Genomic DNA, 25,372 nt, shown 5'->3' with positions numbered 1-25,372 from the left:
ACCTCCAGGACACGCAGCGGCCCTGACGGCCCGGGACGAGGAGCAACCATGGACCCCAACCGACACGTGGTCATCCTTGGTGTGGCGGCGAGCGACGCCCACGCGGTGGCCAACCACCTGATCGCCATGCACCTGCGGGAACACGGCTTCGACGTGGTCAACCTCGGCGTGTGCACGCCGTTGACCGAGTTCGCCGACGCCCTCGACGCGCACCCCGACGCCGAGGCGGTGATCATCGGCAGCCTGAACGGACACGCCCACGCCGACCTCCAGGGCCTGCCGGAGCTGCGGGCCGCCGGGCGGCTCCACCGCCCGGTGATCCTGGGCGGCAACCTCTCGGTCGGCAGCCACAAGTCCGACGACGACCTCGCCCGGCTGCGGGACCTCGGCGTCGACCACATCCTGGAGGACCCGTACGAGCTGCCGCTGGTGCTGGACCTGATGCGTGCCGCCACCCCGCAGGAGACCCGCCAGCCGGCGGTGAGCGCACATGGCTGAGTGGGCCGGCCTGGAGGTGGCCGACGACACCGCCGAGAACCTGCCGTCCTGGACGGAGACCGTACGGCACCTGCGCGACAGCGCCGCGCCGACCGCCGTCGCGGCCCTGCGGGCGGCCCGACACGCCGGGCGACCGGTCGTGCAACCCCGCTGCGGGGTCGGCTCGCACCCCGGGATGATCGACCTGCTGCGGCGGCTCGCCCCCGCCGGCCCGGGTCTGCTGACCGTGACGATCGACTCGTTCACCCGGCTGCGGCAGTTCGACCGGGCGGCCCGGGTGCTCCGGGAGAACCCCGGCGACCTCAACGGGTACCCGCTGGTGGCGCACGGCTGGCAGCGCGGCCGGGAGTTGGTCGCCGCGGTCGACGTGCCGCTGGAGATCCGGCACGGCTCACCCGACCCCCGGGATCTCTTCGCGGTGTCCCTGGCCGCCGGGTTCACCTCCTTCGAGGGCGGCGGCATCGGCTACAACGTCCCGTACTGCAAGGACGTGCCGCTGACCACGTCGATGGAGAGCTGGCGGCAGGTCGACGCGCTCTGCGGCCGGCTCGCCGAGGCGGGCGTGATCGTCGACCGTGAGCTGTTCGGCACCCTCACCGCCGTGCTGGTGCCGCCGTCGATCAGCCTGGCGGCGACCCTGCTGGAGGCCCGCGCCGCCGTCGCCGAGGGGGTGCGCTGCCTGTCCGTCGCGTACCCGCAGGGCGGGGAGGTCCACCAGGACGTCGCGGCCCTGCGGTCGATCCGTGAGCTGGCCGCCCGGTACCTGCCGGCCGGGGTCGAGGTGTACCCCGTCCTGCACGAGTTCATGGGGGTGTTCCCGCGCGAGCGCCGCACCGCCGACGCCCTGATCGTCTACGGTGGCCTGGTCGCCCGGCTCGGCGGCGCCGACAAAGTGATCAACAAGACGAACCAGGAGGCGTACGGCATTCCCGACGCCGCCGCCAACGCCCTCGGCATCCACACCGCGCTCGTCGGCGGCTCCCCGATGTTCGACTTCGTCCAGGTGGACGAGGACCGGGTACGCGAGGAGATGCACTGGATCCAGCGCGAGGTCGCCGAACTCGTCGACCCGGTGCTCGACGGGCCCGACCTGACGACGGCGGTCCAGGAGGCGTTCCACGCCGGCCGGCTCGACGTGCCGTTCAGCGCCAGCGTCCACGCCCGCTCGGAGATCGTCCCCGGGCGCGACGCCGTCGGGGCGATCCGCTACCGGGACGTCGGCAACCTGCCGTTCTCCACCGAGGTACGGCAACGCAACACCCGCCTGCTGGACCGGGGCACGGACGACCCGCGCCGGTTCATCGAGACGGTCAGCGCCGACATCGACTACTTCCTGAGCTACGACCGGCGGCTGGCCGGCGCCCCGAGCTGACGCCCGCCACGAAAGGACGACATCATGTACCGACCGACCGAGCAGCCCGACCCGGGGGCCGCCGCCGCTGCCCGGGCCGCCGACCGGGCGCACGTCTTCCACTCCTGGTCCGCCCAGGCGCACATCGACCCGCTGCCCGTCGCCGGCGGCGAGGGGGTGCGCTTCTGGGACTACGACGGCAACAGCTACCTCGACTTCTCGTCCCAGTTCGTCAACCTCAACATCGGCCACGCCCACCCCCGGGTGGTCGAGGCGATCCAGCAGCAGGCCGCCCGGCTCTGCACGATCGCCCCGCACTTCGCCAACGACCAGCGTTCCGAGGCGGCCCGCCTGATCGCCGAGCACGCCCCCGGCGACCTGAACCAGGTCTTCTTCACCAACGGCGGCACCGAGTCCAACGAGCACGCGGTCCGGATGGCCCGCCTGGTGACCGGACGACCCAAGGTGCTCACCGCCTACCGCTCGTACCACGGGTCCACGCACACGGCGATGCACCTGACCGGCGACCCCCGCCGGTGGCCGACCGACACCGGCGCCGCCGGGGTGGTCCGCTTCTTCGGGCCCTACCTCTACCGGTCGGCGTTCCACGCCACCACCGAGGCCGAGGAGTGCGCCCGCGCGTTGGAGCACCTGGAGCAGATCATCCAGTTCGAGGGGCCGTCGACCATCGCCGCCGTGCTGGTCGAGCCCATCGTGGGCACCAACGGCATCCTGGTGCCGCCGGACGGCTACCTGCCCGGCGTCCGGGCCGTCTGCGACAGGTACGGCATCCTGCTGATCACCGACGAGGTGATGACCGGCTTCGGCCGGACCGGGGCGTGGTTCGGGGTGGACCACTGGAACGTGGTGCCCGACCTGGTCACCTTCGCCAAGGGCGTGAACTCCGGCTACGTGCCGCTCGGCGGCGTGATCATCTCCGACCGGGTGGCCGCCGAGTTCGCCGACCGCCCGTACCCCGGCGGGCTCACCTACTCCGGTCACCCGCTGGCCTGCGCCGCCGCGGTGGCGACCATCCGGGCGATGGAGGACGAGGGGACCGTCGCGCACGCCGCCTGGCTGGGCGAGCACGTCCTCGGCCCGCGGCTGCGCAAGATGGCCGAGTCCCACCCCAGCGTGGGCGAGGTGCGGGGGCTCGGCACGTTCTGGGCGATCGAGCTGGTCCGTGACCCCGGGACCCGGGAGATGCTGGTGCCGTTCGCCGCGACCCCGGCCCAGGCCGGCCCGATGAACGAGCTGGCCGCCGAGTGCCGCCGCCGGGGGCTGTGGCCGTTCGTGCACTTCAACCGGGTGCACGTGGTGCCGCCCTGCGTCATCTCCGAGGAGGACGCGCACCACGGGCTGGACATCCTCGACGAGGTCCTCGACCTCACCGACCGGTACGTCCGGGGCTGACCCGGGTCGCGAGGACGGGTCCCTTCCCCGCGCAGGGAAGAGACCCGTCCGCCGGCCGGGCGGGGTCAGCTCAGGGTGGACGAGGTGACCGTGGGGTTGCGCGCGCCGAGGAAGAAGATCCCGGGGTAGCCGCGCGTCTCGAACCCGTCGCTCGGGTTACGGCGCAGCGTGGAGCGCTCCACCGTCATCGTGCCGGTCCGGTCGTTGCTGACGAAGAAGACCGCGCCCCCGCCCTCCTTGGCCCGGTTGTCCTCGACGATCGTGCCGGCCAACCGGACGGTGAACCGGTTGCCGTCGCAGTAGACCGCGCCGCCGCTGCCGCCGCCAGGCGTGCCGGGACGGGCCGGGTTCGCCCCGACGCCGATCGCCCGGTTGCCCCGGAACACGCTGTTCAGGATCGACCACGACACGCCGATGCTGCTCAACGCCCCGCCGTTGGCGCACTGGCCACCGGTGAAGGTGCTGTTCACCACGTACACCGGTCGGCCGTCGTGCTGGCTGAGCACCCGGATGGCCGCGCCACCCAGGTCGGGGCCGGTACGGTCGCAGCGGTTGTCGACGAACCGCGCGTTGACCGCCTTGAACCGTCCACCCCGGACGAAGATCGCGCCCCCGCCGCCGCCCTCGGCCGTGTCGCCCGTCGAGTTGCCGTCGGCGAAGGTGATGTTCTGGACGGTGAGCTGCGGATGGTCCTGGTTCTGGCAGTGCGAGGTGGTCCAGCCCTGCGCCTGGTCACAGGTGTTCAGGTAGAGGATGCGTCGCGCGCCGTCGCCGCTCAGGGTCACCCGGCCGCCGCCGTCCAGCACCACCTTCGGCCCGTTGGCGTTGCGGACCTTCGCGGTGGCGCGCATCCGGATGGTCACCGGCGCCGGCCCACAGTCGAACGTGATGATCCCGCCGGCCGCGACCGCCTTCACCACCGCGTCCGACGTGCAACTGGCCGCCGTGCCGACGCCGACCACCCGGGTCGGGCGGCTGGTGTCCACCGCCCGGGCCTCGGCGGGAATCGGCGCGCCGCCGCCCGGGTTGCCGGCCCGCAGCGTGCCGCTACCCACCCGGGACGGGGTCGGGCCCGCCTTCCGGGCGCCCATGCCGACCGAGGCCGCCGGGGTGGCGGTCGGGCCGGACGCCGTCGGGCCGGGGGCGGTGGGGGCGTCGGCCGGTGACAGCTCGGTGGCCGGCTGATCCGTCGGGGCGGACGCGCCGCAGCCGGCGAGGGCGACGGCCAGCCCGGTGAGCAGGGCTACGGCGGCAGAGGTCGGGCGCACCGGTCGATGTTAGTGCCCCGCCCCGTCGGCCGTGGCGGGGCGCTGGTGTGTGGTGTGGCGCCGGTCTTGGTGGTGGGCGACCGCGAACGCCGACTCAGAAGTTCGCGTGCAGGTACGGCAGGTCGCGCGGGAAGATGCGGCGCAGCTCCACGGCGGCGTCGGGCGGTACGACGCCGAGCCCCCGGATCACCAGCTCGGCCGGGTCGAGCACCCCGTACGCGAGCGCGGACAGCCCGGCGGCGGTGAGGGTGGCGACCGGCAGCGCGGAGTCACCCGTCGAGTGCGGGCGCGACTCCAGGTGACCGGTGGCGCCGTCCAGCAGCCAGGTGCCGGCGAGCCAGCGGTCGGTGGTCAGCTCGACCCGGCAGCGGCCCGCCCCGGCCGGCAGCCCGTCGAGGGCGTCCATCGACAGCAGTCGGGCCATCGGGGCGGCGTGGTCGGGTCGGGTCACCCGGGTCTCGCAGACCACCCCCAGGTCGGTGAGCCACAGCTCGGGCAGGTCGTCGGCGGCGACGACCATGCTGACCCGTTCCACCTGGTCGACGTGCCGGCCGAGGAACTGGAGCAGCAGCGTCCGGGCGAGCGGGCCGAAGGCGAGCAGGTCGTCGGCCGCCAGGGTGCCCCCGTGGTCGTCGATCCGGTACGTCAACAGCCCCTCGGTCACCCCGTCGACGTGGGCGGTCAGCAGCCACCGGTCGTCGTCGTCACGTACCCGGACCTGGCGGTACCCGGGGAAGACGGCGAAGCCGTGCCGCCCGGTCAGGCAACGGTCGAGGAACGCGACGTACTCGGGGTACCCGGGGCCGGCGCGGGTCCAGCGCACCTCGCCGGGCAGGTCGGCCCGGAGCAGCGCGGCCAGGTCGGCGACCGGGAAGGTGGCCGTCCGGGCGGCGGCCAGCCCGACGTAGCCGAACCGCTCGTAGAACGACGGCCGGAACGGGTACAGCGTGGAGAGCAGGTGTCCCTCGTCGCGCATCTCGTCGAGCAGCCGCTGGAGCAGCTCCCGGACGTGACCCTGCCGGCGGCCCAACGGATGCGTGGTCACCGAGGCCACGCCGGCCATCGGCAGCACCCGGCCGCGCAGGTTCTGCCGCATCGGGATCCCGGTGGCCGTGGCCATGGCGACGCCGTCGGCCGTCTCGGCGACCAGGGTCCGGTTCCCTTCCTGGTACGGCAGCCAGGTGCGCCGCAGCTCGTCGAGGTCCACCGGCCCCGGTGACCCGCCGAAGGCGTACGCCCGGAGCGGGTAGGCGGTGGTCAGGATCTCTTCGACGGCGAGGTGACGGATGGCCATGGGGCCCATCCCAACGGGGGCGGGACCGGTCCGCAACCGATTCTGCCCAACCGGTTCTTGCTTGGCTGTGCTAAATTTTGCTCATGCCAGCAAGGAGCGACCCGGATCGATCGGTGACCGAGCGGGCCCGGCGGGCGCAGATCGTCGCGGCGACCATCGAGACCATCGCCGAGCTGGGCTACCGAGGGGCCTCCTTCGCCGAGATCGCCCGCCGGGCCGGGCTGAGCAGCACCGGGCTGATCTCGTACCACTTCGCCGGCAAGGCCGAGCTGATGGGCGAGGTGCTCGCCGAGGTGCACCGCGACATCGGGGGGTTCATGGCCGAGCGGGTCGGCGCCCAACCCGACCCGCCCCGGCAGCTCCGCTCCTACATCACCGGCATGGTCGACTACCTCGATCAGCGCCGCGCCCCGATGCGGGCCCTGCTGGAGATCTTCCTCAACACGCCGATCCGACCGGTCGGCTCGACTCCCGGTGGCGCCGCTGGCACGGGGGAGGGCGGCGCCACCGGGCCCGACAGCGCCTGCCCCGCCGACCCCGATTCCGCGTCGGCCGACGCCGACCAGCGGGCGATGGGATCCCTGGCGGGCATCCTCGCCGAGGGGCAGCGCCGGGGCGACTTCCGCGACTTCGACCTGCCGGTGATGGCGATGACCATCCAACGCGCGCTCGACATGCTCCCCTTCGCGCTGGCCGTCGACCCGGGGCTGGACCTGGCGCTCTGCGCCCGCGAGCTGACCACGCTGTTCGACCTCGGCACCCGCCGGGCGCCCTGACGGTGACCGGCCCGCCGATCGGTCGCGCCGACCTGGCCACCCTGGCACGGCGGGGACTGCCCGGGCTGCTCGTACCGCTGCTGCTCTACTACCTGCTGCGGTGGCACGGCGTTCAGCCGGCCCCGGCGCTGGTGCTGAGCAACACGCCGGCCGCGCTCTGGACCGCGTACCGCCTGCTCGCCGGCCGTACCGTCGACAAGGTCGCGGTCGTCGGGCTGGCCGCGACCGCGCTCGCCGCCGGTCTCACCCTGGCCGACGCGGACCCGCGCCTGGTCTTCGGCCGCACCGCCCTGATCACCGGCGGTTTCGGCCTCTGGTGCCTGGCCACGGTACGCGGGCCCCGCCCCGCCGCGCTGCGACTGTCCCGCCCGATCCTGGAGCGGATCTTCCACTGGGCCGACTGGGACGACCTGTGGGCGCGGGAGCCCGCCTTCCGGCGGCTCTGGCGGGTGACCACCGTGCTGGTCGGCACGGTCCAGCTCCTCGACGCGACGCTACGGGCGACGCTGGCCTGGACCGTGCCGCTGGACGTGCTGCCCGCCGTCACGACCGCGACGAACCTGACCGTCGGGCCGGTGCTGTTGATGCTGGTCAACGCGTACCAGGTGCGCGCCGGCCTCTACCGGATGCTGGGCGTCCGGTGGCGGCGGCCGGTCAGACCTCGGTGACGTCGGAGACCACGACGGTGACGTTGTCCGGCGCGCCGGACTGGTGCGCCAGCTTCACCAACTGCTCGACGCACTGCTGCCGGTCACCGTAGGTGTAGACGGCCGACGCGATGGTGGGATCGTCGACGTAGTCGGAGAGCCCGTCGCTGCACAACAGCAGCCGGTCGTTGGGCAGCACCGTGTACCGGGCCACCGTCGGCGGCGCGTCGACGCCCTGCACCGCCCGGGTGACCAGGGACCGCTGCGGGTGCTGCCGGGCGGCGGCCGGCGTCAGCGAACCCTGGTCCACCAGCGCCTGGACGAACGTGTCGTCCCTGGTGAGCTGGTGCAGCGTGCCGTCGCGCAGCAGGTAGCACCGGGAGTCGCCGACCTGGGCCACGACGAGCGTCTCGCCGGCCAGCAGCGCGGCCGTCAACGTGGTGCCCATGCCGTCCCGGGCCGGCTCCGCGTCGATGGCCGCCCGGATCCGCCGGTTGGCGGTCTGCACCACGGCCCGCAGCGCGTTCTCCGCGTCGTCGGGCATCTCCGGAGGTATCAACTCGTCCAGGATCCGGATGACGATCTCGCTGGCCACCTCCCCGGCCGGCAACCCACCCATGCCGTCGGCGACCGCCACCAGCCGGTCACCGGCGAGGGCGGAGTCCTCGTTGTTGGTCCGGACCAGCCCGACGTCGTTGAGGATGGCCGAGCGGAGGATCAGCGTCATACGTGAAGTCTGCCAAGAACACCCGCCCGGCGTCTTCACCCACCCGCTCGGCGACGGCGTGGCGTCCCTCCGCGTCCGGCGCGGAGCCGGCGTCGGACGCCGAGCGGCTTGAGTGGTGGTACGCGCTTCGGCGTACGGAACCGATCTTCCTCAGCCGGATTCGAGGGTGACGGACGCGAACGCGCCGACCAGGTCACGCTGCTCGTCGGTCGTCAGGGCCTGGAGGTGGGCGAGCTTGTTGCGGGCCTCCCGCAGCCGGTACACCGCGTCGCACAACGCGGGCCGGTCCCGCCCGGCCAGCGCCCGGACCGCCACGAAGAGCGGACCCACCTCGAGTACGGCCGGCGTGTCCCCGATCGCGGCGTGCACCGCCCGCTTTCCGTGTGCCCGCAGCAGGTCCGCCGCGACCGCCTGGCGGCGGGTCTCGACCCAGGGCAGCAGCACCCGGGCCTGGGCTACCCAGACGGCGTGCCGGACGGCCTTCGCCCGGTCTACGGCCGACCGGACGACGGGCACACACTCGTCGTGCCAGCGGTCCACGGTCCCGTCGTCCCAGTGCTCGATCAGGTCGGCGGTGGGACGGCGGCCGCAGTGGCGCGCCGACCGGGCCGGTGGAGGTCGCACCGTGGCCGGCGCGGCAGCCTCGTCGACCAGCGCCGGCAGCAGGCCGGGGTCGCCGTCCCATCGGTCGGCGAGGTGGGCGGCCAGCCGGATGTCCCACCGGCAGACCTCGATCAGCGTCTCCAGGCGTACGTCCCGGAGCACCCCGGGCTCGGAGCGCGCCTCGACCGCCGGTTGGATCCGCGCCGCCACGTCCCACCTGCTCAGCCGTCCCCACCACCAGAGCGCCTCGAACGTCACGTCGCTGTGGTCGGCGCCGAGCCGGGGGAGCGCGTCGCGGGTGCAGACCAGCAGCAGACGTGGCCGGCGCCGGGCCGGGCGGGGCCGGGACTCCGCCACCAGGCGGGTGACGGTGGCGGCCACCTCGTGGCGGAGCTTCGGGCACAGCGGGGTGCAGTCGAGGACCGCCGTCTTGCCCGCCGCCTCCTCGTGGTCGAGCAACTGGGCGGTGCTGAGCGGACCCTCGTCGACGTCCAGGGCCTGCGCCAGCCAGCTCACCGGCGGACCGGCCTCCTCGTCGGTGGCGACCGGGCGCGGGTCCTCGTTGGCCGCCCACAACGCGGTGGTCAGGGCGCTGGTCAGCCCGGACACGAACTCCTGGTCACCGGCGAGGGCCACCGGCAGCACCACGGCGGCGTGCCGGCCCCGGTTGACCTCCCGTACCGTGTCGGCGACCAGTCGGGCCGGACCGGGCAGTCGCCAGATGTCGTCGTCCACCGGGTCACCCGGCGAGGGCGAGCAGCGCGGCGGCCACGATCCGGTCCAGCAGCCAGCCCCTGCCGCCGGCGGCCTGCTCGGCGCAGTCCAGTTCGAGCAGCCGGCCGAGCAGGGGATCCGCGTCCCGGTCCCAGATGGCGGCCAGGTCGTCGTGGGTGACCGGCTCCACGGCGATCCGGCGGGAGTCGGGGTCGACGGTGGCGCAGTACTCCGCCCACAGCCGTACCTCGGCGAGATGGTCACCGAGACCGGCGTCGGCGAGGAACGTCTCCGCCTGCTGCGGAGTGTCGAACGGCACGGCGAGCCGGTCCAGCACGTCCTCGGTCGACCGCCCCTTCGACACCAGCAGCACGGCGTTCTCGACGAGCGTCGGCCAACCGGACGTCAGCTCGTGCAGCCGCCGCCGTTCCTGCGGGTTGTCGAACGGGAAGTCGTGCCAGGCCCGCAACCCCTCGGCGGACCAGCGACGCAGGTTCAGCCGCAGCACGTCGCCCGAGCCCTCCGGCGCATCCACCGGAAGCCGGTACTCGGCCGAGTCCACCACGACGATGGCGCGGACGGTGCGGAGCCCGGCGACCGCGTGCAGCGCCCGCGCGTACTCCGTCTCGAACTGTTGCCGCCGCCCCGGCGGACAGTGCACCAGGAGGAACCGGTGCCGTCCCCGGCCGGCGCCGGCGAGGTGCCGAGGCACGTCCCCGAGGGCGACGCTGTCGAAGTTGAGGTGGCCGGCGGACGCGGCGCTCGTGGTGAGCACCTCCACCACCCGGTCGACGCCCAGCGCGGGCGAACCGGTCACCAGGGCGGCGGAGTACCGGGCGCCGGTACGCAGGACGTGCGAGCGGGCGCCACCGTCCCGTTCGCCGATCAGGTCGGCGATGTCCGCGTCGGTCAGCGGGGAACGCCGGGGCGCCGACCCCCGGGCGGGGCTCGTCATCGCCGCGCGGCTCATCGTCGGGTTGTACTCGTAGGGCAGCTCGAAGTGCACGGACGCCTCGTTCAGCTCCTGGTCGAGCGCGCTCTGGCTGCCCAGCATGGCGACCACGTTCGGCGAGCGCATGCCGTACGACTCGCCGCTGCGGCGGAGCACCCCCAACCCGACCATCTCGTCGAGGTACCTGATGAACTCCTTGCGGGTCAGCACGTCCCCGGAGAACGCCTTCGGCCAGTACGTCTCGCAGTACTCGCGCAGGTCCTCCGGGTTGAACCGGGCGCCGGCCGACGACTCCTTGCTGAGCAACGCGACCACGATGGCGATGACCCGGTACCGGTTGTCCAGGTTGATGGTCCACCGGAAGCGTTGCTCGATCAGGCTGCGGACGTCCCGGTTGGTGTAGACCTCGTCGACGTCCTCGCTGGTGATGGTGATCCGGCCACCGGCCGACGACAACGGGCGCTCCCGCAGGTGGTTGACCAGCGCCTCACAGAAGATCTGCACCAGGCTGGCCTGGTAGTTGGTGAACGCGGCGACCCGCCAGACGAGCTCACCGCGCTCGAACTCGTACCCGATGGCCCGCAGCGGCTCCGCGACCAGCTTCCGTACCTCGGCGGGGCGCAGCGGCCCGATGAGGATGTCGGTGCCGCCGTGCGCCACCGGGGTGTTGGCCGAGTCGTGGAACCGCTGCACCTGGTGCAGACCGGCGAACACCGGCTTGAACCTGCGGCCGGAGGACTCCATCAGGTTCTTCAACCGCTGGAGGGTCTGGAACCGGGCCCCGGAGTCGGAGTCCTTCGGAGCGAAGTCGGCGGTCAGGAACAGGTCCGCCTCGTCCAGCAGCAGCAGCAACTGGTTGGCCTCGTGCTTGTCGAGCCACCGCTTGACGCCGTCGGCGACGATCTGCGGGCCGGCGTTGGCCGCCATCCCGGACGGCAGCACCTCCAGCTTCTTGAGGTGCCGGTTCAGCAGCGCCCAGAGCTCCTTGGGCTCGTGCGACTCGCCGATGCCCTCCGACTTGAGGTCGAGGTAGAGGGCCACCCGGCGGCCGGTGGACGCCTGACCGGTGGACTCCGTGTAGAGCTTCTCGACCCGGCGCAGCAGCGCCGACTTGCCCAACTGCCGGCCGCCGTAGACGAACATCGAGCCGGTGGGGGACTCCAGCTCCGCGCGTTCCCGGTCCCGGCCGACAAAGACCTCGTCGGGCACGTCGCCACCGGCGAACGGGGTGTACGGGTTGGTCGAGCTGAACGGCAGGGTGATCCGCTGGGTGAGGCGGAAGTCCGGCTCCTCCCGGGAGGCCAGCCAGCCGACCACCGCCTCGTCGACCAGCAGCACCGTGCCGCTGGTGTCCCGGCCCGGGCTGCTCAGGCTGCGCAGTTGGAGCCGCTGCTGCGCGGGCAGGGTGCCGAAGTACAGGATGATGTTGGGACCGGTGCGGAGCCGGTCCGGGAGCAGGCCCAGCAGGCGGCCGGGCGTCGCCCGTTCCCACATGATCGCCACGTTGTAGCGGCCGTTGGCCTGCGTGCCGAACTGCGGCACGTACGAGCGGCCCGCCGGCTTCGCCCGTACCTGGAACAGCGCCGACCGGGTACGCGGCGCGTCGGAGAGGGTGTTGAGGTAGTTGCCCTCGGCGGGCACCAGGCCCAGCATCCGGAGGACGTCGCCGATCAGGCGGCGCAGGTGCGGCGTCGGGGTGTTGGCGATCTTGAGTTGGCGCAGCGCGCGCCACGAGGTGACGCCGTCCTTGATGATCTCCGACATCGAGGCGCCGGTGCCCAGTCTGCGGCGGAGCTGGGCGATCACGTCGTCCCTCGGATCGCCGACCTCCGTGCCCGCCTCGGTGGCCATCTCGACGACCCGGGGAAAGAACGCCGTGAAGTCGTCCTGGGTCGGCTCGGCGTCGTCCTCGGGCAACGGCTGACCGGCGGCCAGCAGGGTCAGGAACTCCTCGGCGGTGACCTCGTCGCCGACGTCCAGCAGACCGGTGATCCGGGCGGTGTCGACCGGGGACTGGGACACGTCGCCGATGCGCGCCCGCAGCTCCTCCCGGTACTCCGCGAGCTTCGCCCGGGCCTCCCGGAGCACCCCGTCGAGCCGCCCCATGATCAGGTCGAACCGGCCCTCGGGCACCGCGCGCAGCCCCTCGATGTCCTCCTCCAGCCGGTGCGCGGTCTCGTCCCGCCCCACCGACCGCAGTTTGGCGATCGCCGACTCCACCGCCGCCACGGCCTTGACGTGCCGCCGGTTCAGCTCCCGCCGGGCCTGTAGGCACGCCTGCCGGAGCAGGTCGTTCTGCTCGGTCCCGCCGGCCTCGTCGAGCAGCCGCAGCGCCAACGCGACGTTGCCCCGTTCGAGATGGCCGTGCACCGCCTCGGCGAGGGTCCGCCCGGCGAGCACGCCCCGCAGGTGACCCACCGTCATCAGCTCGTCCGGGCGGCCGCTCTCGTCCCGGTCCACCTCGTAGACGAGCCGGGCGGCGTGCTGCTCCAGGGACTCGACGGTGTGCGCGCCGACCGGCGCGGGCTCCGCGGCGATCCAGAGCGCGAGCTGGTGCAGCGCCGCCGAGCCCACGGTACGGATGTCCGCCGGCGGCCGGTACCGGCCGGAGGCCCGCCGGAGCGCGTCGATCTGGACGAACTCCATCGAACGGTCGGCCTGCCGGATCGCCGCGTACAGCCCCATGGCCTGCTCGACGAAGCCGCGCACCTCGTCGATCGACTCCTCCAGCCGGGTCCGGGCGTTCGCCACGATCGGGCTCCGGAGCTGGGTCCTGGTGCTGACCCGGGCGTCGACCTTGTCGATCAGGCTGCGCACCCTCGACCGGTCGTGCAACTGGGCGGCGAGCCGTTGGAGCTGCATGACGCGTTCGTCCGGCTGGCCGTTCGTCGGCGGGCCGGCATCCGCGAGCTGCGCGACGTGGGTGAGCGGGGTGCCCAGCTCGTTGCCGTCCTTCACCAGGTCGTGCAGGATGCGCGAGGCCCGGTGCAGCTTGATGTTGCGCAGCAGCAACGACTGCCGCAACTGCTCCGCGGCGGTGGCGAGACCGGACCACTGCTCCAGCATCTGCGGGTAGCTGGCGTCGTCGCCGGCGAGCCGGATCTGGCCACGCTGGACCGCCTGGACGGCGGTGGACACCAGCTCGTGGAACGGCTGTGACTCGATGCTGGCCCTGGTCACCAACTGTTGCAGGCCCACCGGCGAGTAGCCGGTGGTCAGCCCGAAGCGCAGCGACGCCGCGAGCAGCACCCTGGCCTCGTCGACGCTCGCCGTGACGACGTCCTCCTCGTCCGGGCCGAAGGCGGCCTGCTTCGCCGCCAGGTCCGCCGGGTCGCAGCTCATCGAGGCGGCGAAGAAACGCATCGCCCGCTGGCGCACCTTCGACTCACCCGCCGCCCGGGTGAGCAGCCACGCCAGCCCGTACCGCTCCGTCAGCACCAACCCCACCGCCGGTGGTGGGTCGCCCTCGTCCCAGACCGACACCGACACGTCGGTCCCGGTCGCGTCGACCCCCGCCGGCCGGTCGACGACCTCGACCACCACCTCGGTACGTCCGAAGCCCCCGTCCTCGGTTTCGGCGGGGTCTTCGTGCCGGGCCCGGTCGGCGCCGGACAGCTCCTCGGGGCCACCGGTGAAGGCCGGATCAACCGGAGCGACCGGATCAGTCGTAACGGTCGGATCAGTCGTAACGGCCGGATCAGTCGCAGTGGTCGGGGCGGACGGCTCGACGTCCCGGGGCGGCGTCGGCACCTCGTCGGCGCCGGTCGGCACGGTCGTCGCGGGCTCCTCGACGTCCAGTTTCGCCAGGAACTTGTCGGCTTCGTCGTGCAGACCGAGCTCGCGCAGCCTGGCCGCGGCCTCCGCCACCACACGCCGGCCCTCCGCGCGCCGCGCCTCCTCCTGCCTGCGCTGCTCCTCCTCGGCCTGCCGGGCGCGTTCCGCGGCCTCCCGCAACGCCTCCTGCCGTTCGGTGAGCGCGGCCGCCGCGTCGGCCAGCGACGCCGGCGCCGTCCCGAGCAGGACGCCGACGGAGCTGACGAGCGCCTCGGCGCGCTCGAACCAGCCCGGGTACCCGGCGAGCGGGTCCGCCGGGGGCCGCGCCGAGTCGAGGGTGTCCGCCGTCTCCCGCAGGACCCGCGCCACCTCGGCCCCCTCGGCCCGGATCGCGGCGACCGCCACGGCGAGCGCGTCGACCCGCTCACCGCGGTCGGGAGCGTCGACGTCGCCCGGCGTGCTGTCGTCGGCCAGGGCGGGAGCGTCGGTCTCGCCCGGTTCGGGAGCGTCGACGTCGGACGTGCCGGTGAACGGCGGCGAACCGGTCTCACCCGTCAGGCGGGACACGACATCCTCCCAGTGGTCGTCGAGGAATCCGTCGCCCGGCGTGCTGTCGTCGGCCAGGGCGGCGAGGAAGAGCACGGCGACCGCGTACGGCTCGTGGCGGCGGAGGTGGTCGACCAGGGCGTCGGCGTCGTCCCCCGGGGCGGTCACCGGGCTCTCCCGCAGCTCCGCCGGGAGGCGGCCCCCGACCTCCCGCAGCAGCGGCGCGAGCCAGGATGTCAGCCGGACGGCGTCGGCCCGGGTCGCCGCCGAGCGGAGCGACCGCAGGGCACGGGGGCGACCCAGCGTCATCTCCGTGACCGTGACCTGCGCCGCCGACGCCACGGACCGGGCGAGGGACGGGCTGGCGACGAGGACCTCACGAAGATCGTGGTCAGCCAGGCTGGCGAAGGCCATTTTCAAGCGCGGCACGTGCGATCCTTCGGATGCCTGTCGGTTCCAGTGTGTGAGCACTTAGGACTGAGGCATGGGACGCTAGCCGAGGCCACGGGGTGGCACCAGGGGCCGAAGAGGTGAGCCGGCGAGCCCGAACGTGGCGCGCAGGGGCGCCTATCCGCCGGGGTACCGCAGCAGCAGGCTGGCGGTCACCTCCTCGTCGCCGACCGCCGCGTAACAGTGCGGCACGTCGGACGTCCACCGTAGGTAGCCGCCGGCGGCTACGGTCGACGGCGCGTCCACCGGGCCGGCACGCAGCACGCCGGTGAAGACCGTGACGTGCTCGGTGACCCCGGGCCGGTGCGCGGGGGAGAGCTGCGTCGCGCCCGGGACGACCGACATCCGGTACAGCTCGTAGGTCGCCCCGGCTTCGGTGAACACCTCCAGCAGGGTCGCGCGGACCGCGGCGCCGCGCACCGAGGGCGCGCTCGCCGGCCCGGCCAGCACGGCGCCCAGCGGTACGCCGAGCTGCGCGGTCACCGCGTACAGCGTCTCCAGGGTGGGGTTGCGGACGCCGTTCTCCAGCCCGGAGAGGGTGGCCTTACCGATGCCGGCGGAGCGGGCCAGCGCGGACAGCGATACTCCCTGCTCCTCCCGCAGCGCCCGTACCCGCCGCCCGATCGCGGCGGTCTCGGACTCCGGGGCGGGTGGTGGGGCTGCTGACATGCCGCTATCGTGCACCACACCAGCGTTCCGTATACGGAACGCTGGGGTCGGGGAGGGGAGAGATGGCTGGCACGCTGCAACCCGTACTGGCCGGGGTGGTGACCGCGCTGGTCGGCTTCGCCAGCTCGTTCACTGTGGTGCTGGCCGGGCTGCGGGCCGTCGGGGCGACCGAGACGCAGGCGGCCTCCGGGCTGCTCGCCGTCTGCGTCGTCTCCGGGGCCAGCGCGGTCTGGCTCGGGCTGCGCCACCGGCTACCGATGAGCGTCGCCTGGTCCACACCCGGGGCTGCGCTGCTGGTGGCCACCGGGCCGGTGCCCGGTGGCTGGCCGGCCGCCGTCGGCGCGTTCCTGGTCTCCGGGCTGCTGATCGTGGCCGCCGGTCTGCTCCCGCCGTTGAGCCGGGCGGTCGCCGCCATCCCGAAACCGATCGCCGGGGCGATGCTCGCCGGGGTGCTGCTGCCGCTGTGCGCCGCCCCGGCGCGGGCGCTGGTCGAGGTGCCCGCGCTCGCCGGCCCGGTGGTGGTGGTCTGGCTGCTGCTGCACCGGTACGCCCGCCGCTGGGCGGTGCCCGGCGCGCTCGCCGGCGCGGTGGTGGCGATCGCGCTGACCACGCCACCGGGCCGACTCGACGTGGCCGGGCTCCGGCCGGTGCTCGACCCGACCGTGCCGAGCCTGAACGGGCCCGCCCTGATCGGCTTGGCGGTGCCGCTGTTCCTGGTCACCATGGCCGCGCAGAACGTACCCGGAATGGCCGTGCTGACCGGGTACGGCTACCGGCCGCCGTTCGGCTCGGCGTTGCGTACCACCGGGTTGGCCAGCGTGGTGGCCGCCCCGGTCGGTGGGCACGCGGTCAACCTGGCGGCGATCACCGCCGCCCTGGCCGCCGGCCCGGACGCCCACCCGGACCCGGGTCGCCGGTGGATCGCCTCCTCGACCGCCGGGGCCGGCCTGGCCCTGCTCGGTCTCGGCGCGGGCGCGGCGACCACGCTGGTGCTGCTCGCGCCGCCGGTCCTGATCGAGGCGGTCGCCGGGTTGGCGCTGGTCGGCGCGTTGGCCACCGCGCTCGGCGCGGCCCTGGCCGAGCCGGACGCCCGGGAGGCGGCGGTGGTGACGTTCGTGGTCACCGCCGCCGGGGTCACCCTGCTCGGGGTCGGCGGGGCATTCTGGGGGCTGCTCGCCGGCGGGCTGATGCTGCTGCTCTTCCGCCGCCGCGCCAGCCCCGCCGTCGATCCCGCCACCCCTGCCCCGCCCACCCCCGCCCCGGCTGGGTCGGACCCGGCCGGGACGGACCCGGCTGGATCGCCTGATCCCACCGCGAACCGATTGCGATGATCAGGTTGCCGTGAGTGGTCAGGGTTGGATTCTCGCCGTCTGCCACTGTAAGTAGCCATGGTGCGACCCGCCGGCATTTCTCCCGACGCTTTGCTCTGCCCCCGCGGAAGCAACACCACTGGGTGCCAGGGAGTGTGTCCTGCCAGATCGTGCGGCTGGTGCTTTCGCCTTTCGACGCTGCGTCACCGTCGCTTCGCTGGGTGCAGAGCAAAGCGTCGAGGAGGATGTTGTTCGGGCAGCTCGGCCCGGCACGGTTCCGAAGTCCCGGACGAGCTGACTTCGGCCGTCGGACCGGTTTCGGCTGCCCGACTGGCCTGTGGACCCCGGGCGGCGTCGGCCACCACCAACGCCGGCCGGTCGGGTCTTCCGGCGGGAGAGCGCTACTCCTCGGGGGTGAGGTCGGCGGCGGGGACGGTCAGGCGCACCTGCCCGTCGGCGACGGCGGCGATCTGGTCGGCGAGCGCGTACACCGCGCCGTCGGGGCCGGCGACCTTCAGGTAGCCGGTGCGCAGCAACCGGGCCGCCAGGTCGGCCGGCACGTCCGGCTCCTCGACGGCGGCGGACTCGATCAGCTCGTCCAGGCTGCTACCCGGGTCGGCGGTCGGGGCTTCCGTGCCCGGGGCCTGCACGGTCACCGCGTTCGGGTCGCCGCGCTGGACGAGGTCCACCGTGCCGACCTCGGCGCCGGTCGCGTCGAGCACCGTCATCCCGGTGGTGACCCGTCCGATGGCCGTTTGCGCGTCCGTGTCCTGTCGCGTCATGCCGGGGCGGTTCCCGCCCGGTCGCGCCGCTAAACGCCGGGCCGGTCAGGCGGCCGGCGTCGGGGTGGGTGTCAGGAAGGGCCCCTTCCTGCGCGTCAGACGTTGGGACGGGGCCCCTACCTCTCTCAGCGGGGGGAGAGTTCGCGCCAGGTGTCGGGGCCGTCGAGCAGGGCGCGGACGGTCTCCTCGGCCTCCTCCGCGCTGGCGTACTCGTAGAACCGGGAGACGCCCTCCGCCCCGCCGGCGCGCTGCTCGACGTGCCAGCGGTCGGCGTCTGCCCGGAGGAAGACGTCCCGCCGGGCCAGCCTCCCCCATTTGCCGTTCCACCAGTGCTTTCGCTGCTCCATGGCGGCACTGTATCGAACATGTGTACGAAGCAGGTCGGCCCCCGGGAGAATCCCACGGGGGCCGATGTGCGGGGCGGGCGGTCAGCGCGGGGCGGGCGGCTCCGGCCGGCGGCCCAGCACGTCGTCCAGCGCGCCGCGCTGCTGCCCGGGGGTGGTGTGCCCGGCGGCGACCAGCGCGTCCCGGATCTCGGTGAGCAGCTTGACCTCCTCGCTGGGGGCCTTCGGCGGCGGCTCCTCACCCCGCTGCCGGCGCTCGGCGAGCTTGTTCATCGGGAAGACCACCAGGAAGTACAGCGCCGCCGCGGTGAGCACGAAGGTGATCAGCGCGTTGATGAAGGCCACGTAGTCGAACTCGATGCCCCGGAACGACAGCATCGAGCCTTCGATGCCCTTCTCGTTGCCGGTGATCAGCACGATGAGGACCCGGACGAACGGCTCCAGGAACGACTTGGTGAGCTGGGTGACCACCCCGGTGAAGGCGGCCCCGATGACGACGCCGACCGCGAGGTCGACGACGTTGCCGCGCATGATGAAGTCCTTGAAACCCTTGAGCATCCTGCCCTACTCCCGCAGTCCGGTTACGACATCCGGGACAACCTATGCCCTGGCCGGGTGCTCCAGGAACGCGCCCGCCTCGTGGGCCGCCCGGTCCGGGTCGCCGGCCCGGATCGCCGCCACCAGGCGAGCGTGGTCGACGTACCGCTCGGCCGCCAGGGCGCCGCCCATCGCCTGGGCGACGGTGGCCCGCAGCGCCGCGCCGAACGACGCGTACAACTCGGCGAGCATGGCGTTGTGCGCGGCGGCCACCACCGCCACGTGCAGTCGGGCGTCGGCCTCGACGAACTCGTCGACCCGGCCGCCGTGCCAGGCCGCCTCCCGCTCGGCCAGCGCCGCGTCCAGCGCGGTCAGGTCCTCCGGGGTACGCCGTACCGCGGCCAGCCGGGCCGCCTCCACCTCGAAGGCCCGGCGTACCTCGACCGCCTCGGCCATCCGGACCTCGTCGACCCGGTCGGCGCCCGTCCCCGGGTCGGTGAGCCGGCGGGCCACCACCGGGGCCAGCTCGTCGGTCGACACCACGTACGTGCCGGAGCCCTGTCGGCACTCCAGCACCCCGGCGTGCGCCAGGGCGCGTACCGCCTCCCGGACGGTGTTCCGCCCCACACCGAGCGCGGCGACGAGCTGCGGCTCGGTCGGGATGCGCCCGCCCAGCGGCCACTCACCGCTGAGGATCCGCGCTCTGAGCTGCTCGATCGTCTCGCTCACCCGCCGGCCGCGCGGCGGCACGGTCGAGGAATCAACCGCCGGTGTCACTGGTTACATCTCCCGCCGAGATTCATCCCATGATTGTAGGTTCGAGGTCATGACCCCGCCAGCAGCCGCCCTCGCGGAGCCCGTCACAACCCCCGCCACGCCCGGCCCCACCACGGTGGCCGCCGCCCCCGCCACCCGCGCGCCGGTCACCCCCGCTCCCACCCCGACGGTACGGCCGGGCGCCGGCGGCCTGCTGGTGCTCGCCGGAATGCTGCTCGTCGCGCTGAACCTGCGCGCCGCGATCACCAGCCTCGGGCCGCTGCTCGACGAGGTGCGCGCCGGGCTGGGTCTGTCCGGCGCGCTGGCCGGCTTCGTCACCACGCTGCCCACCGTCGCGTTCGCGTTCTTCGGCGCGTTCACCCCGTGGCTGGTCCGCAAGGTGGCCCCGGCCCGGGTGCTGGTGGTGGCGATGTCGGCGCTGGCCCTCGGGCAGGCGCTGCGGGTGCTCACCGACTCGGCCGTGGTCTTCCTGCTGACCAGCGCGCTGGCCCTGGCCGGGATCGCGGTGGCGAACATCCTGCTGCCGATGCTGGTCAAGCAGCACTTCCCGCACCGCACCGGGCTGGTCACCGGGGCGTACACGGTGGCGATGACGCTGGGCACGACGGTCGCCGCCGCCACGGCGGTGCCGGTGGCGCACGCGTTCGGCTCCTGGCGGGCCGGGCTCGGGGTGTGGGCCCTGGTGGCGGCGGTGGCCGTACTCCCGTGGGCGCCGCTGGCGCTGCGGGCGCGGGCCGCCGCGCGGCGCGCGGGCCGCACGGCGACCGCGTCGCCTCGCAGCCGGCTCCGGCCGGGACGGACCGGGCTCGGCTGGGCGATGGCCGTCTACTTCGGGGCGCAGTCGCTGAGCGGGTACGTGGTCATGGGTTGGCTGGCGCAGCTCTTCCGGGACGCCGGCTACCAACCGCAGGACGCCGGGCTGCTGCTCGCCGGGGTGACCGCCTTCGGGGTGCCGATCGCGCTGGTCATGCCGACCGTCGCCGGCCGGCTACGCACCCTGCGTCCGCTGATCCTGGTGCTGTCGGCGGCGATGATGCTGGCGTACCTGGGGATGGCGCTCGCCCCGCACGACCTGGCGCTGCTCTGGGTGTTCCTGCTGGCCGTCGGGCAGGGCGCGTTCCCGCTCATCCTGACCACCATCGGCCTGCGGGCGCGCACGGCGGAGGGGACGGTGGTGCTGTCGGCGTTCGCGCAGAGCACGGGCTACCTGATCGCCGCGCCGGGACCGCTGCTCGTCGGCATCCTCTACGAGGTGACCGGGGGCTGGTCGGCGCCGATCGGGTTGCTGCTGCTCGCGGCGGTCGGGCAGACCGTCGCCGGGCTGGCCATCGCCCGCCCCCGGCACATCGAGGACGAGCGGTGAGCGGCTCAGGAGGCCGGGGTCTGCTCCCCGGCCACCGCCTCGTCGACGGTGGGGTAGGTCTGCAACACCTCGACCAGGCCGCTGACCTCCAGGATGCGCAGCACCCCGCGCTGCGGCGCGGCGAGCCGGACCACCCCGCCGGCCTCGTCGCAGTTGTTCTTGGCGCGCACGAACACCGACAGCCCGGTCGAGTCGCAGAACGAGACGTTCGCCAGGTCGAAGACCAGCCGGCTGCGGCCCTTGTCGAGCAGGTCGGTGATCTGGTCCTGCAACTGCGGGGCGGTCGCCATGTCGAGCTCGCCCGCGACCGAGACCACGACCACGTCGCCGCGCTGTTCCGTGTGCACCGTCAGGGACATTCGCCAGACCTCCTGCTGTTGTCGGGTGGAACGGTATCCCACCGGCGGGCTGCGGCGCAGAACGGGAGCGCCGCAGGTGGGCGTGGCCATTTCTTTGCCCTGGAACAACTAGTTTTCCTGACCTGGTGATAGAGTCCGCCCGGTCCAGGTGGAGGGGGTTACCGATGGCGCTGAGCACGGAAGCAAGCGGACGGCTCGCCGACCTGCTCGCCGAGCAGGCCGAGCGGATCACGGAACGCTGGACCGAGATCATCGCGGCGTCGCTCCGTGGCCGACTCAGCCACGCGGAGTTCCGTGGCCAGGTGCAGGATCTGCACCGTAGCATGATCATCGCAGGCGCCGAGGGGCTGACGGACCTCGCCTCGGAGCCGGCCGCCGAGCTGCGTGCCGTCCTGGCCGAGCTGTCCCGCAGCCGGGCCCGGCAGGGGTTCACCGCCACCGAGACGGCGGCCAGCATCTACACCTTCAAGGACGTGCTGCTGGAGTTGCTGGAGGGCGCCGGTGACGACCCCAACCGGCTGCGTGACTTCGTCGCCTACTCCGGCCTGGTCGACCAGATGGGGCTGTTCACCTTCGAGAGCTACGTCCGCACCCGGGAGAGCCTGATCGCCGACCAGGCCGAACAGCTACTCGAACTCTCCACCCCGGTGGTGAAGCTCTGGGAGGGCGTCGTCGCCGTGCCGCTGGTCGGCACCCTCGACTCCGCCCGCGCCCAGGTGGTGATGGAGCGCCTGCTCCAGACCCTGGTCGACACCGGCTCGCCGTACGCGATCATCGACATCACCGGCGTGCCGGCCGTCGACACCCAGGTCGCCCAGCACATCCTCAAGACCGTGGTGGCCGCCCGGCTGATGGGCGCCGACTGCATCATCTCCGGGATCCGGCCGCAGATCGCCCAGACCATCGTGGCGCTCGGCATCGAGTTCGGGGACATCGCCACCAAGGCCAGCCTCGCCGACGCCCTGCGGCACGTGCTGCGGCTGACCGGCGTGGAGACCACCACCCACCGCCGCGCCCGCCGGGAGTTCTGATGGAACGGGTGCCGGTCCTCAAGATCGGCGACATCCTGCTGGTCTCGATCCAGGTGGACATGGAGGACCAGACCGCCCTGCAACTCCAGGAGGACCTGGCCGAGCGGATCGTCGCCACCGGCTGCCACGGGGTGATCATCGACATCACCGCGCTGGACATCGTCGACTCGTTCATCGGCCGGATGCTGTCCACCATCGCCTCCATCTCCAAGGTGCTCGACGCCGAGACCGTGGTGGTGGGGATGCGTCCGGCGGTCGCCATCACCCTGGTCGAGCTGGGCCTGTCGCTCAACGGCATCCGGACGGCCCTGAACGTCGAACGCGGCATGGAGCTGATCGCGGCGGCCCGCGCCGACGAGTACGCCGACCCCGACGACCCCGGTCCCGAGACGGCGACGTCACCATGACCACCGGCGTCGACCTGGGCCGTCCCGAGGCGCAGGTGATCCGGAGCGACGAGGACGTGGTGCGGGTACGCCAGTTGGTGCGTACCGTCGCGGTCGCCGTCAGGCTCTCCCTGGTCGACCAGACCAAGCTGGTCACCGCCGCCAGCGAGCTGGCCCGCAACACGCTCGTGTACGGCGGCGGCGGCACGGCCGAGGTGATGACCGCCGACAACGGCCGTCGCCGTGGCGTGCGGATCGTCTTCGCCGACTCCGGTCCGGGCATCGTCGACCTGGACCTCGCCCTGACCGACGGCTACACCACCGGCGGCGGGCTGGGGCTGGGGCTCAGCGGCGCGCGTCGCCTGGTGGACGACTTCGACATCGACACCGCACCCGGCAAGGGCACCCGGATCACCGTGACGAAGTGGTCCCGATGACCGGTGACCCCGTACCGGACCAGGGCATCTGGTTCCGGGTGGAGAGCAGTGGCGCGGCCAGCGGGGTACGGCGGGCCGCCGAACGCCTCGGCGCGCAGCTCCACCTCGGCGCGCGGCGCACCGCCGACCTGGCGATCGTCGCCGCCGAGCTGACCAGCAACCTGGTCAAGCACGCCGACGAGGGCGTCCTGCTGCTCCGGCCGGTGCGCAGCGGCGGCGAGGCCGGCGTGGAGATGGTCGCCGTCGACTCCGGGCCGGGCATGGCCGACCTGACGGTGTCCTCGCAGGACGGGCACTCCACCACCGGCACCCTCGGCATCGGGTTGGGCGCGATCGTCCGGCAGGCGAGCTGGTACGACGGGTACTCCCGGTCCGGCCGGGGCACCGTGTTCGTCGTGCAGGTCTGGCCGGCGGACCCGCCCGGGCAGGAGTGGGCGGCCGGTCTCACCCGACCGCTGACCGGGGAGACCCGCTGCGGCGACGGCTTCGCCGCCCGGGTCGTCGACGGCCGGCCGCAGGTGCTGGTCAGTGACGGGCTCGGCCACGGTCCGCTGGCCGCCGTCGCCACCGACGCCGCGCTCGCCGCCTTCCGGGACGCCCCGGCCGGGTCGCCGAAGACGGTGGTCGAGCACCTGCACCGGGCGTTGGCGCACACCCGGGGCGCCGCGCTCGCGGTCGCCGAGCTGGACCGGCCCGGCGGGCGGCTCCGCTACGCCGGCCTCGGCAACATCTCCGCCACCGTGGTCGACGACGGCCGGCGGCGCGGGCTGGTCTCGCTGCCCGGCATCGCCGGGCACCAGCGCCCCGTGGTCCGCGAGTACGACTACCCGTACGGCGAGCGCGCCCTGCTGGTCATGCACACCGACGGGGTGTCCGACCGCTGGCAGCTCGCCGACTACCCGGGCCTGGCCGAGCGGTCCCCGTTGCTCACCGCCGCCACCGTGCTGCGCGACTGCGGGGTGCGCCGGGACGACGCCGGTGTCCTCGTCGCCCGGGCCCCGTGATGAGCTCTCCGCTTACCGCTCCGCTGCTCCAGATGCCGCTGCGGGTCGAGCGGGACATCTTCCTCGTCCGGCAGCGCGGGCGGGAGGTGGCCGCCGCCGTGGGGCTGGAGCGCCAGGACCAGGTCCGGCTCGCCACCGCGCTCAGCGAGGTGGGCCGGGACCTGCTCCACGCGGTCGGCGGCGCGGACGTCACGTTCGTCGCCGTCGGGACGGAGGCGGGCCGGCCGGCGCTGCGGGTCGACCTGGCCCCGGTGGCTCCGCTCGACGCCGCCGGGTACCGGCCGCAGTCACCCGCGGTGGCCCGGTTGGTCGACAGTCTGGAACTCACCGTGGACGCGGGGGTTACCGTCATACGGATGTCCCGTCGTATCCCGGCCGGCGCCGAGGCGTTGACCGCGCAACGTCTCGCCGAGCTGCGGGCCCGGCTCGGCGAGAGCGCGCCCGGTAGCGAGCTGGACGAGCTCGCCCTGCAGAACGAGCAGCTCGTCGCCGCCCTCGACGAGGTACGCCGGCAGCGGGACGAGCTGGCCGTGCTCAACGAGGAGCTCCAGGAGACCAACCGGGGCGTGGTGGCGCTCTACGGTCAGCTCTCCGAGGAGCTGGAGGAGACCAACCGGGGCGTGGTGGCCCTCTACGCCGAGCTGGACGAGAAGTCCGCCCAGTTGAAGGCGGCCAGCGAGTCCAAGAGCCGGTTCCTGGCCAACGTCAGCCACGAGCTGCGCGCCCCGGTCACCGCGATCATCGGGTTGGCCCGACTGCTCGCCGACTCCGCCTCCGATCCGCTCACCGGGGAGCAGGCCCGCCAGGTCGGACTGATCCGTTCCTCGGCGACCGACCTGCTCGTCCTGGTCAACGACCTGCTCGACCTGGCCAAGGCCGAGTCGGGCCGGATCGAGCCGGACTGGGCGGAGGTCGACCTGCGGGTGGTGTTCGGCCAGTTGCGGGGCACCCTGCGCGCGCTGGCCACCAAGCCGGGGGTGGCGCTGGTGGTGGAGGAGCCGCCCGCCCCGGCGGCCGTCCGCTCGGACGAGGCGCTGTTGACCCGGGTGCTGCGTAACCTGCTGCACAACGGGCTCAAGTTCACCGAGCAGGGTGAGGTACGGATGCGCGCCGAGCAGGTCGGTGACCGGTGGCGGCTGATCGTGGCGGACACCGGCGCCGGCATCCCGCCGGAGCTGCACGAACGGATCTTCGAGGAGTTCTACCAGGTGCCCGGGGTGGCCAGCGGCGCCGGCACCGGCCTCGGTCTGCCGTACGCGCGACGGCTGGTCAACCTGCTCGGTGGCGCCCTGACGCTCACCAGCGAGCCGGGCCGGGGCAGCACGTTCACGATCGACCTGCCCGCGGGTGGTGTGTGACA

The 25,372-nt window shown here is 73.5% G+C and carries 23 protein-coding genes; 12 read left to right on the top strand and 11 right to left on the bottom strand.

Annotated features, from left to right (window positions below; all coding sequences use genetic code 11):
• Positions 1–48: 48 nt before the first annotated feature.
• Genes O7606_RS17500 through O7606_RS17490 form a run of 3 tightly spaced genes read left to right on the top strand, consistent with a single transcriptional unit; the run spans position 49 to position 3,262 of the window.
• Positions 49–498: a cobalamin-dependent protein gene (locus O7606_RS17500; RefSeq protein ID WP_281595101.1), complete on the top strand. Its 450-nt coding sequence runs from the start codon at positions 49–51 to the stop codon at positions 496–498.
• The gene (locus tag O7606_RS17495; protein WP_281595100.1) at positions 491–1,870 is read left to right on the top strand and encodes a methylaspartate mutase; all 1,380 of its coding nucleotides are present in this window, start codon (positions 491–493) and stop codon (positions 1,868–1,870) included. Before O7606_RS17500 ends, O7606_RS17495 begins: the two co-directional genes overlap by 8 nt.
• A gap of 24 nt (positions 1,871–1,894) precedes the next feature.
• Positions 1,895–3,262, top strand: coding sequence for an aspartate aminotransferase family protein (locus O7606_RS17490; protein ID WP_281595099.1), 1,368 nt, complete (start codon positions 1,895–1,897; stop codon positions 3,260–3,262).
• A 65-nt stretch (positions 3,263–3,327) separates the two neighbouring features.
• On the opposite strand, the gene O7606_RS17485 is transcribed toward O7606_RS17490, so the two are convergent.
• Complete coding sequence (locus tag O7606_RS17485; protein WP_281595098.1) at positions 3,328–4,530, bottom strand: hypothetical protein; 1,203 nt, start codon at positions 4,528–4,530, stop codon at positions 3,328–3,330.
• A gap of 94 nt (positions 4,531–4,624) precedes the next feature.
• Positions 4,625–5,824 (bottom strand): GNAT family N-acetyltransferase, encoded by a 1,200-nt coding sequence (locus O7606_RS17480; RefSeq protein ID WP_281595097.1) that lies wholly within the window; start codon positions 5,822–5,824, stop codon positions 4,625–4,627.
• A gap of 83 nt (positions 5,825–5,907) precedes the next feature.
• On the opposite strand from O7606_RS17480, the gene O7606_RS17475 reads away from it, so the two are divergent.
• On the top strand, positions 5,908–6,600 hold the full coding sequence (locus O7606_RS17475) for a TetR family transcriptional regulator (RefSeq protein WP_281595096.1): 693 nt from the start codon (positions 5,908–5,910) through the stop codon (positions 6,598–6,600).
• A 2-nt stretch (positions 6,601–6,602) separates the two neighbouring features.
• Positions 6,603–7,268, top strand: coding sequence for a VC0807 family protein (locus O7606_RS17470; protein WP_281595095.1), 666 nt, complete (start codon positions 6,603–6,605; stop codon positions 7,266–7,268).
• Here O7606_RS17470 and O7606_RS17465 read toward each other — a convergent pair.
• The 4 genes from O7606_RS17465 to O7606_RS17450 form a co-directional block, all read right to left on the bottom strand.
• On the bottom strand, positions 7,255–7,974 hold the full coding sequence (locus O7606_RS17465; protein WP_281595094.1) for a protein phosphatase 2C domain-containing protein: 720 nt from the start codon (positions 7,972–7,974) through the stop codon (positions 7,255–7,257). The genes O7606_RS17470 and O7606_RS17465 overlap by 14 nt on opposite strands.
• Before the next feature lie 150 nt (positions 7,975–8,124).
• Positions 8,125–9,312, bottom strand: a complete 1,188-nt coding sequence (locus O7606_RS17460; protein ID WP_281595093.1) for a hypothetical protein — start codon at positions 9,310–9,312, stop codon at positions 8,125–8,127.
• 4 nt (positions 9,313–9,316) lie between these two features.
• A complete protein-coding gene (locus O7606_RS17455; protein WP_281595092.1) occupies positions 9,317–14,992 on the bottom strand; it encodes a hypothetical protein in 5,676 nt (1,891 codons plus the stop codon).
• A gap of 138 nt (positions 14,993–15,130) precedes the next feature.
• The gene (locus O7606_RS17450) at positions 15,131–15,682 is read right to left on the bottom strand and encodes a helix-turn-helix domain-containing protein (RefSeq protein WP_281595091.1); all 552 of its coding nucleotides are present in this window, start codon (positions 15,680–15,682) and stop codon (positions 15,131–15,133) included.
• Between the two features lie 62 nt (positions 15,683–15,744).
• Between O7606_RS17450 and O7606_RS17445 the strand changes: the two genes are divergently transcribed.
• Positions 15,745–17,013: a benzoate/H(+) symporter BenE family transporter gene (locus O7606_RS17445; RefSeq protein ID WP_281595090.1), complete on the top strand. Its 1,269-nt coding sequence runs from the start codon at positions 15,745–15,747 to the stop codon at positions 17,011–17,013.
• A 380-nt stretch (positions 17,014–17,393) separates the two neighbouring features.
• On the opposite strand, the gene O7606_RS17440 is transcribed toward O7606_RS17445, so the two are convergent.
• From O7606_RS17440 to O7606_RS17425, 4 genes are all read right to left on the bottom strand, one after another.
• Positions 17,394–17,774: a hypothetical protein gene (locus O7606_RS17440; RefSeq protein WP_281595089.1), complete on the bottom strand. Its 381-nt coding sequence runs from the start codon at positions 17,772–17,774 to the stop codon at positions 17,394–17,396.
• 125 nt (positions 17,775–17,899) lie between these two features.
• The gene (locus O7606_RS17435; protein WP_281595088.1) at positions 17,900–18,121 is read right to left on the bottom strand and encodes a hypothetical protein; all 222 of its coding nucleotides are present in this window, start codon (positions 18,119–18,121) and stop codon (positions 17,900–17,902) included.
• 81 nt (positions 18,122–18,202) lie between these two features.
• Positions 18,203–18,676, bottom strand: coding sequence for a large conductance mechanosensitive channel protein MscL (gene mscL / locus O7606_RS17430; protein WP_281595087.1), 474 nt, complete (start codon positions 18,674–18,676; stop codon positions 18,203–18,205).
• Between the two features lie 42 nt (positions 18,677–18,718).
• Positions 18,719–19,432 (bottom strand): FadR/GntR family transcriptional regulator, encoded by a 714-nt coding sequence (locus tag O7606_RS17425; protein ID WP_281595086.1) that lies wholly within the window; start codon positions 19,430–19,432, stop codon positions 18,719–18,721.
• Between the two features lie 49 nt (positions 19,433–19,481).
• Between O7606_RS17425 and O7606_RS17420 the strand changes: the two genes are divergently transcribed.
• The gene (locus O7606_RS17420; RefSeq protein ID WP_281595085.1) at positions 19,482–20,795 is read left to right on the top strand and encodes an MFS transporter; all 1,314 of its coding nucleotides are present in this window, start codon (positions 19,482–19,484) and stop codon (positions 20,793–20,795) included.
• 5 nt (positions 20,796–20,800) lie between these two features.
• Here O7606_RS17420 and O7606_RS17415 read toward each other — a convergent pair whose 3' ends face one another.
• Positions 20,801–21,154, bottom strand: coding sequence for an STAS domain-containing protein (locus O7606_RS17415; protein WP_281595084.1), 354 nt, complete (start codon positions 21,152–21,154; stop codon positions 20,801–20,803).
• Positions 21,155–21,318: 164 nt separating this feature from the next.
• Between O7606_RS17415 and O7606_RS17410 the strand changes: the two genes are divergently transcribed.
• The 5 genes from O7606_RS17410 to O7606_RS17390 are packed head-to-tail and all read left to right on the top strand — an operon-like array spanning position 21,319 to position 25,370.
• Positions 21,319–22,185 (top strand): STAS domain-containing protein, encoded by an 867-nt coding sequence (locus tag O7606_RS17410; RefSeq protein ID WP_281595083.1) that lies wholly within the window; start codon positions 21,319–21,321, stop codon positions 22,183–22,185.
• Positions 22,185–22,592, top strand: a complete 408-nt coding sequence (locus O7606_RS17405) for an STAS domain-containing protein (RefSeq protein ID WP_281595082.1) — start codon at positions 22,185–22,187, stop codon at positions 22,590–22,592. Before O7606_RS17410 ends, O7606_RS17405 begins: the two co-directional genes overlap by 1 nt.
• Entirely contained in the window at positions 22,589–23,008 is a 420-nt protein-coding gene (locus tag O7606_RS17400) for an ATP-binding protein (protein ID WP_281595081.1), read from the top strand. Before O7606_RS17405 ends, O7606_RS17400 begins: the two co-directional genes overlap by 4 nt.
• Complete coding sequence (locus tag O7606_RS17395; protein ID WP_281595080.1) at positions 23,005–24,012, top strand: SpoIIE family protein phosphatase; 1,008 nt, start codon at positions 23,005–23,007, stop codon at positions 24,010–24,012. Before O7606_RS17400 ends, O7606_RS17395 begins: the two co-directional genes overlap by 4 nt.
• A complete protein-coding gene (locus O7606_RS17390; RefSeq protein ID WP_281595079.1) occupies positions 24,012–25,370 on the top strand; it encodes a sensor histidine kinase in 1,359 nt (452 codons plus the stop codon). Before O7606_RS17395 ends, O7606_RS17390 begins: the two co-directional genes overlap by 1 nt.
• Positions 25,371–25,372: the final 2 nt, after the last annotated feature.

It is taken from the genome of Micromonospora sp. WMMD882, assembly GCF_027497255.1.
Taxonomy (GTDB): Bacteria; Actinomycetota; Actinomycetes; order Mycobacteriales; family Micromonosporaceae; genus Micromonospora.
Note: the sequence above shows the minus strand (reverse complement) of the source record. Positions and strands in the feature narration are given on the sequence as shown.